This window comes from Polynucleobacter wuianus (assembly GCF_001659725.1).
Classification (GTDB): domain Bacteria; phylum Pseudomonadota; class Gammaproteobacteria; order Burkholderiales; family Burkholderiaceae; genus Polynucleobacter; species Polynucleobacter wuianus.
Genome location: NZ_CP015922.1, coordinates 1,598,563 through 1,611,565 on the forward strand (window position 1 = coordinate 1,598,563; position 13,003 = coordinate 1,611,565).

General features: G+C 41.7%; 12 protein-coding genes. 7 read left to right on the forward strand and 5 right to left on the reverse strand.

Annotation, left to right across the window (positions count from 1 at the left end; translation table 11 throughout):
- Positions 1–604: 604 nt before the first annotated feature.
- From A8O14_RS08240 to A8O14_RS08250, 3 genes are all read left to right on the forward strand, one after another.
- On the forward strand, positions 605–1,279 hold the full coding sequence (locus tag A8O14_RS08240) for a haloacid dehalogenase type II (RefSeq protein WP_015421843.1): 675 nt from the start codon (positions 605–607) through the stop codon (positions 1,277–1,279).
- Between the two features lie 28 nt (positions 1,280–1,307).
- Entirely contained in the window at positions 1,308–2,978 is a 1,671-nt protein-coding gene (locus tag A8O14_RS08245; protein ID WP_015421842.1) for an MFS transporter, read from the forward strand.
- 67 nt (positions 2,979–3,045) lie between these two features.
- Positions 3,046–3,732, forward strand: coding sequence for a GntR family transcriptional regulator (locus A8O14_RS08250; RefSeq protein WP_068949071.1), 687 nt, complete (start codon positions 3,046–3,048; stop codon positions 3,730–3,732).
- A 630-nt stretch (positions 3,733–4,362) separates the two neighbouring features.
- Here A8O14_RS08250 and A8O14_RS08255 read toward each other — a convergent pair.
- Together A8O14_RS08255 and A8O14_RS08260 are read right to left on the reverse strand one after the other, a co-directional pair.
- Positions 4,363–4,809: a phosphate-starvation-inducible protein PsiE gene (locus A8O14_RS08255; protein ID WP_068949072.1), complete on the reverse strand. Its 447-nt coding sequence runs from the start codon at positions 4,807–4,809 to the stop codon at positions 4,363–4,365.
- A 161-nt stretch (positions 4,810–4,970) separates the two neighbouring features.
- Positions 4,971–5,324 carry a hypothetical protein gene (locus A8O14_RS08260; protein WP_068949073.1) on the reverse strand — a complete coding sequence of 118 codons (354 nt, stop codon included), beginning with the start codon at positions 5,322–5,324 and terminating at the stop codon, positions 4,971–4,973.
- A 172-nt stretch (positions 5,325–5,496) separates the two neighbouring features.
- On the opposite strand from A8O14_RS08260, the gene A8O14_RS08265 reads away from it, so the two are divergent.
- Complete coding sequence (locus tag A8O14_RS08265; RefSeq protein ID WP_068949074.1) at positions 5,497–5,802, forward strand: high-potential iron-sulfur protein; 306 nt, start codon at positions 5,497–5,499, stop codon at positions 5,800–5,802.
- A gap of 144 nt (positions 5,803–5,946) precedes the next feature.
- Here the strand turns inward: A8O14_RS08265 and hemF are convergent, their stop codons facing one another.
- Both hemF and A8O14_RS08275 read right to left on the reverse strand, forming a co-directional pair.
- Positions 5,947–6,888: an oxygen-dependent coproporphyrinogen oxidase gene (hemF, locus tag A8O14_RS08270; RefSeq protein WP_068949075.1), complete on the reverse strand. Its 942-nt coding sequence runs from the start codon at positions 6,886–6,888 to the stop codon at positions 5,947–5,949.
- Entirely contained in the window at positions 6,881–8,650 is a 1,770-nt protein-coding gene (locus tag A8O14_RS08275) for an ABC transporter transmembrane domain-containing protein (RefSeq protein ID WP_068949076.1), read from the reverse strand. Before A8O14_RS08275 ends, hemF begins: the two co-directional genes overlap by 8 nt.
- A gap of 142 nt (positions 8,651–8,792) precedes the next feature.
- Between A8O14_RS08275 and A8O14_RS08280 the strand changes: the two genes are divergently transcribed.
- Entirely contained in the window at positions 8,793–9,029 is a 237-nt protein-coding gene (locus A8O14_RS08280) for a CDGSH iron-sulfur domain-containing protein (protein WP_068949077.1), read from the forward strand.
- Between the two features lie 13 nt (positions 9,030–9,042).
- Here A8O14_RS08280 and hemC read toward each other — a convergent pair whose 3' ends face one another.
- Entirely contained in the window at positions 9,043–10,020 is a 978-nt protein-coding gene (gene hemC, locus A8O14_RS08285) for a hydroxymethylbilane synthase (protein WP_068949078.1), read from the reverse strand.
- An 89-nt stretch (positions 10,021–10,109) separates the two neighbouring features.
- On the opposite strand from hemC, the gene bchI reads away from it, so the two are divergent.
- Together bchI and A8O14_RS08295 are read left to right on the forward strand one after the other, a co-directional pair.
- On the forward strand, positions 10,110–11,144 hold the full coding sequence (gene bchI, locus A8O14_RS08290) for a magnesium chelatase ATPase subunit I (protein WP_068949079.1): 1,035 nt from the start codon (positions 10,110–10,112) through the stop codon (positions 11,142–11,144).
- On the forward strand, positions 11,141–12,958 hold the full coding sequence (locus A8O14_RS08295; RefSeq protein ID WP_068949080.1) for a VWA domain-containing protein: 1,818 nt from the start codon (positions 11,141–11,143) through the stop codon (positions 12,956–12,958). The genes bchI and A8O14_RS08295 overlap by 4 nt, the downstream gene beginning before the upstream one ends.
- Positions 12,959–13,003: the final 45 nt, after the last annotated feature.

Genomic DNA, 13,003 nt, shown 5'->3' on the forward strand with positions numbered 1-13,003 from the left:
AGGTGGTTTAAATTCACTACACACCGCTTACACACCAGAGAAAAAACCGAGGTGTGTAGTAAATGTGGTTTTAGTGTGGTTTTGAAGTAGTAAACACCAGCAGTAAGGTGTGTAGTAAAAGTAAAGTTTTAGGGCCCATAGCTCAGTTGGTTAGAGCAGAGGACTCATAGCGAAAGTTGTGCCTTATGTCGGGAAACTGCATAAGGGATGGTGTCAAATTCGGAGAAAGCTAAAGGTAGCCAAAAGCTGCACAAGCTAACGCCGAGCGAAGCTTAGTAGAAATACTTTGAACGTGTAGAGACTAGACGGCACCCATCTAAGTTGAGCAATCAATATGATGATGGCATAGTCCAGGGAGTAGTGAAAGCTACACAAACCGGAATCCTTTGGTCTCAGGTTCAAGTCCTGGTGGGCCCACCAGAAAAGCAAACCCTCATCAGAAATGGTGGGGGTTTTGTCTTTTGAGCGTTACTTTGAGTAACGCTGAGCAATTCGAAGTAAAAATTTTTGCAAACAAGGGTTTTCACTAGCTTGATTGGCTATGTTTTTCCCATTTTTTACTAGTATCCTAATGAAATCCCAATTGAACTTCAGTAAGGAATGTATGAAAAAATTGCACGGAATTAAAGCTCTTGCGTTTGACGCTTATGGAACGGTGTTTGATGTTCACTCAGTTGTTGCTTTGGCTGAAAAGATGTACCCAGGGAAAGGCAAGGAGTTAAGTCAACTTTGGAGATCAAAGCAAATTGAATATATGTTTTTGAGAACCATTATGGGTAGATATATACCCCATAACCAAAATACAGAAGCAGGCCTTAAGTATTCATTGAAATATTTAGGGCTTCCTGGAGGAACAAGTGAGAGAGGTGCCTTAATGGATGCCTACGAAAGGTTATCTCCCTTTGAGGATGCTAGGCAGACTCTTCCTAAATTGAGTGGACTTAAGAGGGCAATCCTATCTGTTGGAACCCCATCATTACTAACAAATTTAGTTGGCAACGCAGGAATTACGGATCAATTTGACGCCTTATTAAGTGTGGATGAGGTCAAAGTTTATAAGCCACATCCAAGAACTTATCAGTTGGCAACTGATAAGTTCGATCTCCAAAGACATGAAATTGGATTTGTTACATCAAATTACTTTGATGTAGCTGGTGCCAAAGCATTCGGGTTTCAGGTGATTTGGATTAATCGGAATGGTGCAATCCCTGACGAGGTGGGCCTTCTTCCTGATGTTGCATTAACTTCGATAGCCGAAATTCCAAATCTTCTTGGCTAAGCAAATAAACTTTTAAAGGGGGCTGTAAATGTCAACTCAAAGCACAAATAATTCTGTAAACAGCAAAAGGGTCATTACTGAGGCGGAGCGAAAAATACTCATTGCTTCATCTTTAGGTACTGTATTTGAATGGTATGACTTCTTTTTATATGGATCTTTGGCAGCTGTAATAGCGAAGCAATTTTTTGCCAAGGCCGATCCAACAACGGGACTTATTTTTGCTTTATTAGCCTTTGCGGCAGGCTTTATCGTTCGCCCATTTGGCGCCCTCGTATTTGGTCGACTTGGGGACATGATCGGTCGCAAATATACCTTTTTAATGACCATCCTCATTATGGGCTTATCGACCTTTGGTGTTGGTTTGCTGCCTGCATATGAAAGTATAGGTATTGCAGCGCCGATTATTCTGATTTCGCTTAGGTTGTTGCAAGGTCTTGCGCTTGGCGGAGAGTATGGCGGTGCTGTAGTTTATGTAGCGGAGCATGCGCCGAATAATCAACGGGGGCAATTTACTGCTTGGATACAGACTACCGCAACCTTGGGGCTATTTCTATCACTGTTAGTAATCCTATCAACAAGACTATTCTTGGGTGAGGCGGCCTTTGGAGATTGGGGTTGGCGCATCCCGTTCTTGGTATCCATCATTTTGCTAGGAATCTCTGTATGGATTCGCATGTCTATGAGCGAGTCGCCTGTGTTTGCCAAAATGAAAGAGGAGGGGGCTGAGTCAAAAGCCCCATTAACAGAGTCATTCCTGCGTTGGAAAAATTTGAAAATTGTATTGATAGCATTGTTTGGTATCACCGCCGGATTAGGGTGTGTTTGGTATACGGGTCAATTTTATGTACTACTTTTCTTGACGCAAACACTTAAGGTTGATAGCGTTACTGCGAATTTAATTGTGGCTGGGGCGCTTTTACTCGCCACCCCATTCTTTTTGATATTTGGCACGCTATCAGATCGTATTGGAAGAAAAAAAATTATTCTGACTGGAATGGCATTGGCTGTGCTGACCTATTTCCCAATATTTAAAGGTCTGACACATTATGCGAATCCTGCTCTAGAGATGGCATTAAAAAATTCCCCTGTAGTTGTGGTAGCAGATCCTGGGGATTGTCAATTTCAATTTAACCCCACTGGAACTAAGAAATTTACCTCTTCTTGTGATATTGCTAAGGCAAAGTTAGTAGCTGCATCAGTTAACTATCATGTTGAGAATGCGGTGCCCGGAACAATTGCGAGCGTTAAAGTTGGCGATAAGATTGTTAATTCATTTGACTCAGTGGGACTCTCAAAAGAAGAGGCTGCACTAAAAATGAATAATTTTGCAAAAGAGCTGAGCGCTACCATTTCAGAGGCTGGTTATCCTCAAAAAGCAAATGTAGATGAGATCAATAAACCAATGGTTTTCTTGCTGGTATTTTTGCTTGTAATCTATGTAACGATGGCTTATGGACCAACAGCGGCAGCCTTGGTTGAGCTCTTTCCAACCAAAATTCGCTATTCTTCCCTCTCGCTGCCCTATCATATTGGCACTGGTTGGTTTGGGGGCCTAATGCCTACAACAGCCTTTGCTCTAGTGGCCTTAGAGGGCGATATTTACTATGGACTCTGGTACCCGGTAATTATTGCGGCAGTGACTGTAATTTTTGGCTTGATATTTTTACCGGAAACTAAAAATGTGGATATAAAATTATAAAAACCTAGTTTCAGGCGAAAATGGTGGGGATTAATATCCTCACTATTTTCAATACCTAAATCCTGCTGTGAAATTAAAAAATACCGGAAAAAAGAAGCGACTAGTCTTGCAAAAGACTGACATCATCAGCTTGGCTGATAAGGTGTACGCTGAGCTTGAGGAAATGATCGTCACTCTTCAATTTAAGCCGGGACAGATGCTTTCTGAGTCAGAGTTGGGCGAGATGCTTCAAGTCAGCAGAACGCCGATTGGAGAGGCTCTCCAACGATTAGCTAGGGAGGGATTAGTTAACATCCTTCCGCGTCGGGGAATTGTTGTCACCGAAATCAATATTGCTGATCAGTTAAAGCTTTTGGAATTTAGGTGTGTAGTATCTCGATTTGCTGCCGGATCTGCTGCAAGACGTTCAAGTGATGAAGAGCGTAAGCAAATGCAAGCAATTGCTGATCAGCTTTTGGGTGCAGTCAAAACAAGAGACGGTCATGCACTTTTGCAGGCTGATAAAGCTTTTCATGATCATTTTTCCACTTGCGTGAGAAATGAATTTGCATCTAGGGCATTAGATTCTTTAGATTCTTTATCGCGGAGATTTTGGTTTGTTTATCATCAAAGCCAGGATGATGCGGAATCTGGAAAACTGCACGCAAACCTCGCTTTGGCAATCTCTAATGGCGACTCTAAAGCCGCTGAAAGGGCTTCGGATGAGTTATTTGAGAGTCTGGAAAAGTTTGTCCATCAAACACTAAAAAGATAGTTTGAAGGCATAGTCCAGGGAGTAGTGAAAGCTACACAAACCGGAATCCTTTGGTCTCAGGTTCAAGTCCTGGTGGGCCCACCAGAAAAGCAAACCCTCATCAGAAATGGTGGGGGTTTTGTCTTTTGAGCGTTGCTTAAAGTAACGGTTAGCTACATATATAAAAGAACTTTGGGGCAACCAATTGTTAGATGGTTGCTCCAAAAATCCTGTGGTTATGAAAACCAAAGAGTGAGCCAGTACTTCCTGTAAATCTATGAATTTGAATACGCGCCGACACTGACTACTTACAGAGTATAAGACTTTAATTGACCTGGCTATCACTAAGCGCAAGTTTAAGCATTGATGAATTTAAAAGATGTGTTTAAATATAATCATCTGGGTCAAAATTTTACTAAATAAAGGGTAACCAGTGAACAACAGGGCAATTGAAACCAGAGATAAGTTAGCAAAAATATATTTTATATTTGGTGCTATTTTTATTGCTATTTTTTCAACAATATCACTTTTAGCGTTATTTTTTTCAGCTCTAAATTTTTAGAAATAGGCTGAAAATTAAGCCCTTTAGTGACTAAGGTTTGTGACAGCAAATAATTGCCGAGCACAATCCTCCTGAGCTAGGGAATAATATTAATCGCTGGAGTTTGCTGGAAATCTGCTGGAGGCATAGCGAACTAGGGCATTTGCAAGGGCCAAAATTAGGATTGTGACTCCTAGAATTAAGATTTGCACATCAGCCTCATGCTTTGTATTTGCTAAATCAATAATCAGTCTTGTCACTGCAGTTATAGCAACATAAATTAAGAATCTGACTGGCATGTGATTGGTCTTAAAGTAAATTCCGACCATTGCACCAATTTCTAAAAAAATAAATAGCAATAAAAGATCTTCAATAGAAGCGGTACCTTTGTTGATCATCCCTAAAAAAGTATGAACCCCTGACCATACTGTTGCAGCACCAATTCCAAACAATGCAATACGATGAAATAAAGAGACAAATAAATTCCCAATAGGGTCAGAGATTTTCTCCAAGGAGATTTCAAGCTTAGAACTTTTATTTGTTGGCTTGGGTGACATATTTATTTTGGTAATTTTCTATGCTATTTGATTAATTCTATTCTGAGAATTTAAAAAACAAAAGAGCATTAGATCCCCCAGATTAGGCGACTTCTATCAAACTTCTGATTTCGTACAGAAACCACTTGAAGCTTACATGGATGAAATGATTATTTTTTTATCTAGAATATCTTAGAAAGCCCCTCGTCAGCAATATTTAGAACATCCTCGGCCGTATTCGCTAATTTACCTATACCATTTACTTCAACAAGAAAATATTTTAGTTGATGAATATAAATTCGCGCGCTAAAACTGTCCCTCTCATTGGAAAGAATTAAATCCAGATAAGCCTCATTCGAATTTGTGTCATATTTTTCTGTCAAACCTGAGGACGTAGCAATGGAGCTATTTTGCTTACTCAATTCTCTAAGCTTATCTATTAACTTCGTTACTAAAATGACATACTCAGCATGTAGCGCAGGATTAGTAAACACCAAATCATCAACTGTGATTGTATGTAGTGTTTGTAGTGCCATTTTGAGCCTTACTAGATGCTGATTAATTTAATGCTATCTATTCTTTTTATTGCCGTGGTTTAAATTTCTAATTGAGCCTAAATGCTAAGCTGGCGATGTTGGCATTAATATTTACTTAATATATGATCAAATGCGTAGTGATATGTTCATGTTAAATGCGATAGGAGTCAAGATGAAAACTTCCAGACGCACCTTTATGACAATGTCTATTGCTGGCGTGACAGCGTTAGCTTTAAATAAACATGCTCAAGCCCAGGCAATGCTCTCTCCTACCGATCCTCAGGTGGTTGCGCTTGGCTACCATCCAGATGCATCCAAAGTGGATAAGACTAAATTTCCAAAGTATGCCGCTCCACAAGCTTGTGGAAACTGCGCTCTGTATCAAGGAGGTACTGCAGCAACTGGTGGTTGCCCCTTGTATCCTGGTAAGCAAGTGTCTATTAAGGGTTGGTGCTCTGCATACAATAAAAAGGCATAGGTCAAGCCTTTGCTGGCGCCATCAAAGAGGTACACATACCTCTAATGCGAGGTTATTGACTTTATGCCAATAAATCTTAGAATGAACTTTGAAGTCCCTACATTTCCAATTTGTCTCCCCATGCGGGCGATTTTTTTGTCACTCTCAAGCTAGCCAGTCACGTGGTTTTAGATAGTAGTCATATAGTCTGGCCTCTGGTGTGCCTGGTTTGGGCTGCCAGTTGTACCACCACTGAACTACAGGAGGCATCGACATCAGGATGGATTCAGTTCGGCCACCAGAGTGCAGACCGAAGATTGTGCCGCGATCAAAGATGAGGTTGTATTCCACATAACGGCCACGACGGTATTCTTGGAAAGACTTCTCTTGCGGGGTAAAAGCATCTTTGCAGCGTCGCTCTACTATTGGTAGATAGGCATTAATAAAGGCATCACCAACGGCGCGTGTCATTGCAAAGCTTTTTTCAAAGCCTAGCTCATTAAAATCATCAAAGAAAACACCGCCAATACCACGCGGTTCTTCACGATGTTTTAAGTAAAAGTATTCGTCACACCATTTTTTAAAGCGTGGGTAAAGCTCTTTTCCAAATGGATCTAGGGCATCTTTAGCGGTTTGATGGAAGTGTTTGCAGTCTTCATCCACGCCATAATAGGGAGTTAAGTCAAAGCCTCCCCCAAACCACCATACGGGCTCTTTGTCTGGCGCTTGCGCTATAAAGCAGCGCACATTCATATGGGTAGTGGGTGCCTTGGGATTGTTGGGGTGGAATACTAAGGAAACACCCATCGCTTCAAAGCTACGACCAGCCACTTCAGGGCGATGGTGTGAGGCAGAGGGTGGCATTTGATCACCACGTACATGAGAAAAGCCTACGCCACCTTTTTCAAGAATATTGCCACCATCCAAAATGCAGGTGCGACCATAGCCTTTGAGTTTGCTATCTTCAGGCTTATGCCATTCATCGGCAACAAAGGCCTTGCCATCTAGAGCACTCATTGCGCTCGTGATGCGATCTTGCAGTCCTAGAAAATATTCTTTTAGGGTTGCGATATCGATTTGAGTGTGTTGATCTTGATTTTTAGGCATCAGTAAATTGCAGCTTAGCTAGATGTGAGTAAAGACCTTCATTATTTACAAGTGAAGAGTGGGTACCAATTTCCACAATTCGACCATTCTCCATGACAACAATTCTGTCAGCTTTTTTGACAGTCGCCAGTCTATGTGCAATGACTATGGTTGTTCTGCCTTTCATTGCCTCTTCGAGTGCTTGTTGTACCAGTCTTTCCGACTCTGCATCTAGGGAGCTAGTAGCCTCATCTAATAAAAGTAATGGTGGATTTTTTAGCAAGGCTCTTGCTATGGCAATTCGTTGTTTTTGACCGCCAGATAGCCTGACACCTCGGTCACCTAAGAATGTGCTGTATCCATCCGGCAACTTGGATACAAATTCATCGACAAAGGCAATCTTAGACGCCTTAATTACATCCTGATCGCTTGCATTTTCATCGCCATAGCGAATATTTTCTAATGCATTTTCAGAAAAGATGCTGATATCTTGAGGTACCACTCCAATGAGTTTGCGTAAATCATCTAATTTATAGTTTTTTATATCAACACCATCAAAAGAAATGCTACCTGACTGAGGATCATAAAATCTCTGTATTAATTTAAATAAGGTTGTTTTACCTGAACCCGATGGACCTACAATCGCAATTTTTTCTCCAGCCTGAATATTTAGAGAAATGTCTGTAAGTACATTTGTTGGAATGGATTGGTAGTGAAAGCTTAATCCTTGGATGTTAATGCTGATAGCTTTATTAGCTGATGAAGGAGGAATAAAGGGTTCTTTAGGATTTTGTACTTGTGACTCGATGCTTAATAGCTCTAAAAGTCTATCGCCAGCACCAATCGCTCTTTGTGAGTCGCCAAGAACCTCTGAAAGAGCTGCTATAGAGCCTGCAACAATTACTGCATACAAGAAAAACTGGGTTAGTTCACCACCAGACATCTCCTGGTTGCTGACTGCATAAGCGCCAAGCCACAACACGGTGATGATGCTGGTAAAGCCCAAGAGTATGGCAACAAAAGTAAGCTTGCCACGAGCTGCACTCCTAATTTTTGAGGCCAAAAATGAAGCTTCAACAGATGTGTTAAATGCTCGGATTTCTTTTTGTTCATTTGCAAACGACTGAACAGTAAGAATGGCATTTATTTTTTCACCTGCTATTGCAGAGGCCAGCGCAATTTTATCCTGTGAATTTCTGGATAGCTTCCGAACTTTTTTACCCATCACCATGATGGGTACTACGGTTAATAATAGGGTAGCAAGAATGAGTAAGGACAATTTAATGCTGGTAATAAACATCATTGTCATCCCGCCAAGCAGCAGAAATAAATTTCTCACCGCCATGGAAATGCTTGTACCTATTAGGATTTGAACTATTGAAGTGTCGTTATTAATCCGAGAGAGAAGTTCGCCACTTTGTTGTGTTTCGAAGAACTCTGGACTTTGTAAGATGATATGTGAGTAGACTGCTTTCCGAATATCACAAGTGACTCTTTCCCCTAGCCAGGAGACGATGTAGTAACGCAGTGCACTAGCAAATGCAAGCACAAACGCAGCTGCAAAAAGATTAATGAAGGTTAGGTTAATTTGCTCATGGCTTATATCGCTAAATCCTAGATCAATGATCTTCCTAAAACAAAGTGGTACTACTAAAGTTGCTGACGCAGCAAGAATAAGACTTGTTGCAGCAATTATTAGCTGTTTTTTATAAGGCCTTAAAAAAGGTAAAAATGACTTTATTGAGTTAAGTTTTTTTGAGTTTTGAATTTCTTTTTCAGTCATAAGCCATTTTTTATTGCTTTATTGCATTGTTATTGAGGATTTATCTTATTTTAAAGGGGGTGCTTGACTATTAAATATAGCTGTTATGTAATGGCCTTGCAGAAGTTATCTTACATAGATTCAGTAATTCAGAGGCATTTTTATGAGAAAAAAGAAGTCTGATAATTTGCCTTATCCGCTATTGGTAGATGCAGAAAAAAAATATTACTGGTGCGCCTGCGGTTTGAGCGATGCACAACCTCTGTGCAATGGCTCTCATGCGAGTGATACAGCTCAGCCTATTGAGTTTTCAGAGATGCAAAGCAAAACCGTCTACTTGTGTGGATGTAAGCACACCAAAACACCGCCTTATTGCGATGGTAGCCATGCTGATCTCTAATTAGACAAGCGCTTTACTTGCTCACATTAGGAATTAAATCTGCTGCACCCTGCGCTAACAAATTCTTTGCTACTGCAAGCCCCAAGGCTTCTGCATCCTCAACCGACCTTACTTGTGCAGTGCCATTTGCTAAGCAAATTGCTTTTCCATCAACACTCGCTACAAAGGAGCGAATGTTCATTTGATTCTGATCCCATACAGCATGAGCTGCTAACGGCACTTCGCATGATCCACCCAACTGGCGAGAGACCATACGCTCAGCAGATACTGCAAACAAAGTGGGTAAGTCATTTAATGGGGCAAGCCATTGTTTAATATTGGGATGCTTACTTAAGGTCTCGATACCTAAGGCGCCTTGACCTGCAGCAGGGGTGTATGGGTCGTATGGCAAGAACGCCCGTATACGTGATTCGAGCCCCAAGCGCTTTAATCCAGCAGCGGCCAAAATAATGGCTTGGTACTCACCCTTATCTAACTTGCTCATACGGGTATCTAAATTACCACGTAATGGCTCAATCCTGAGATGCGGAAATTTGGCACGTAGCACAGACTCACGTCTAAGACTTGAGGTACCTACGATCGCGCCGTGAGGGAGATCCTCAAGACTTGCATAATCATTCGAGACGAATGCATCGCGCGCATCTTCTCTAGCCATGACACAAGAAAGATCAAATCCCTCGGGCATCACCATGGGAACATCTTTTAGGGAATGCACTGCTAGGTCTGCACGGCCATCCTCGAGAGCGGTTTCGAGCTCTTTGACAAAAAGGCCTTTGCCACCCACTTTAGAGAGCGCTCTGTCCAAAATCTGGTCCCCACGGGTAGTCATCCCCAAAATCTGGACATCACAGCCTGGATAGAGCTTTTTAAGGCAATCCCGGACGTGCTCAGCCTGCCACATAGCGAGGCGACTTTCTCGGGAGGCGATAACGAGGCGCTTTGGGGCTGTCAAAGATGAAGAGATAGGGTTAAAACTCAGGGTTTGCGACATGGCAATCTGCTCAAAGCGTTAATAACATCTGGTTAAACTGAGCTAAATTTAACCTATATTTTAATTTGAATGATTTATGTAGGACGTCAATGACTATCACCTTCCCCTTTACCGCCATTGTTGCGCAATCAGAAATGAAGCTGGCAATCGCCCTTTGCACGATTGACTCTTCGTTAGGCGGTGTTCTTATTTTTGGAGATCGTGGAACAGGTAAGTCCACCACCATTAGATCCTTAGCCTCCTTGCTTCCTACGATGAAATCAGTGGTTGGCTGTAACTATCATTGCGATCCAGATGCTAAAAGCCTTTGCTCTGAATGTGAGTTCAAAAAGAGTGCGGGACATAAGCTAAGGTCCGAAAATATTTCTGTTCCAGTAGTAGATTTGCCGCTTGGGTCTACAGAAGATAGAGTTGTAGGTGCTTTGGATATTGAGAAAGCCTTGACCCAAGGCATCAAATCCTTCGAGCCTGGCCTGCTTGCAAAGGCTAATCGAGGATATCTTTATATCGATGAGGTCAATTTACTTGAAGATCACTTAGTTGATTTGCTAATTGATGTAGCTGCTTCTGGTGAAAATATTATTGAACGTGAGGGATTGAGTATTCGACATCCGGCTAGGTTCGTTCTTATTGGAAGCGGTAATCCGGAGGAGGGGGAGTTGCGACCGCAAATGCTTGACCGTTTTGGACTATCTATAGAGGTAAAAACACCTACTGATTTTAAAGAACGGATTGAGATTATAAAAAGACGAGATGAGTTCGAGCGGAATCCAGAAAAATTTATTGCTAAGTGGGAAGGGTCAGAAGAAGACTTTAAGAAGCAGATCATGAAGTCGAAGAAGCTTCTGGATAAAGTGGAGGTAGATGATCAATTGCTTGAGTCTGCCACTAAGCTTTGCGCTCATCTTGGCACTGACGGCCTAAGAGGTGAGCTTACCTTGCTTAGAGGTGTCAGAGCATTAGCTGCTTTTGAGGGTAAGAAAAAAGCGAATCTGAACCATTTAAAGAAAATTGCGCCAATAGCGCTTGGGCATAGATTGCGTCGTAATCCACTTGACGATAGCAATTCAAAAATTCGTATTGAGCGTGCAATGCAAGAATTCTTTGCTAGTACTGAAAAGTGAATCCAGTACAACAAGCTTGGTTTGATGCAAACTTAATCGCCATTCTTTTGGCTATTAACCCGCGTGGCTTAAAAGGAGTATCAATAAAGAGCCAGTTTGGCCCCATCAGAGATTCCTGGCTTAATTATTTTATAAATCTATTGCCCGCAGACAGTAAAGTTATTAAAGCTCCGGCAAATTTATCCTCTGAGCAATTATTTGGATCATTAGATATTGAAAGCGCTCTTTTGTCTGGAGAATTTAAGGTTAGTCAGGGCCTTCTAGAAAGACTGGGCGGACAATATCTTCTTTTGCCCATGGCTGAGAGAATGAATTTACAGGCGCTAACTCATATTTCTCAGGCTTTGGATGAAAAAAATCTTTTCAATCACCCTCATGCGGCCAACAATGATCACTTTGGAATAATTGTCTTTGATGAGTCTGAGTTCCAAGAGGAGGGCGTTAACCTACGATTGTTAGATAGGCTTGCGTTTGGGATTTATCTCGATCGTTTTTCAATTAACGATACTAAGAAATATATAGAAGTTACCCCGTCCGATATTAAGGATGCTATAGCATTGCTACCATCTGTAACTTGCCCCCAAGACTTGATGGAGGTGCTCATAAAGGCCGGTCTCAGCCTTGGAATTTCATCATTAAGAGCCAATCAATTTGCATTAGAGGCTGCCAAGTCGCTAGCTGCACTGAGGGGATTAATTAGGGTGGGCCAAGAAGAGGTAATTGATGCTGCACGACTTGTCTACACCCATCTTAAAAGTATGCAATCACCGCCCGAAGAGGGGGCAGATAATAAAACAGATGACAGCGAAGATGTTGAAGGTAATCAGGAAAGTCAACATAACTCAGACAATGAACTTTCAAAAGAGGAAGAAACGTCTGATTTAGAAAATATAGATCCTCCATCTTCTACTGATGAATTGGAAGAGTTAGTGGTTGAAGCTGTTCAGGCTTCTTTACCCCCAAAATTTATGATGCGGATGAATCAGACTCTAAGGTCGACTAAGACTAAAGCGAGTATTGCTGGTAAATCGGGATCAATTGAGAAAAGCTTTGCCAGCGGGAGACCTCATGGTGCGAGAAAAGGGCTTCCTGGTAATGGCAGGCGCCTTGATATCTTAAAAAGTATTCGATCTGCTATCCCATGGCAAAGAATACGCGCTCAACAGAACAACGCTTTCTTAAAATCAGATAATGGAAGCAAAATTCAATTTAGAGCAGAAGATTTACATACCAAACAATATTTGAAACGCCGAGGCACGATAACTATATTTTTGGTGGACGCGTCTGGCTCATCAGCAACTCAACGATTATCGGAGGCTAAAGGCGCTTTAGAAGAATTATTGAGTCAATGCTACATTCGACGCGATGAAGTAGCGATGCTGTCTATGCGAGGATCTAAGGTAGAAATTGTTTTACCACCAACTAGGTCGCTAGTTAGAGCAAAAAGAAATTTAGCTACCTTACCCGGGGGTGGTGGCACCCCTCTTGCATTGGGACTTCGTTCCGCTAATGAAATGGCAAGTTCATCAGAGCGTAAAGGATTGACGCCAATCATCGTAATCATGACCGATGGTAAGGCAAATGTTAATTTGAATGGCGTAGGCGGAAGAGCGGGGGCTCACAATGATGCAATTACCGCCGCAAAAGAGTTAAGCATGAAGAGTCATCGAATTTTATTCGTAGACACTTCACCTCAACCCGAAAAATTAGCCCAAGAGCTTGCTGGGATAATGGCTGCACAATATTTCCCCCTTCCATATACCGGGTCCAGAAAAAAAATTACATCGGCAGCTATTCAGTTGGCAAATTTCTAATATAGGCTTGCTCTCGAATTTTTCGGAGAACCTTTTTGCCTTTGA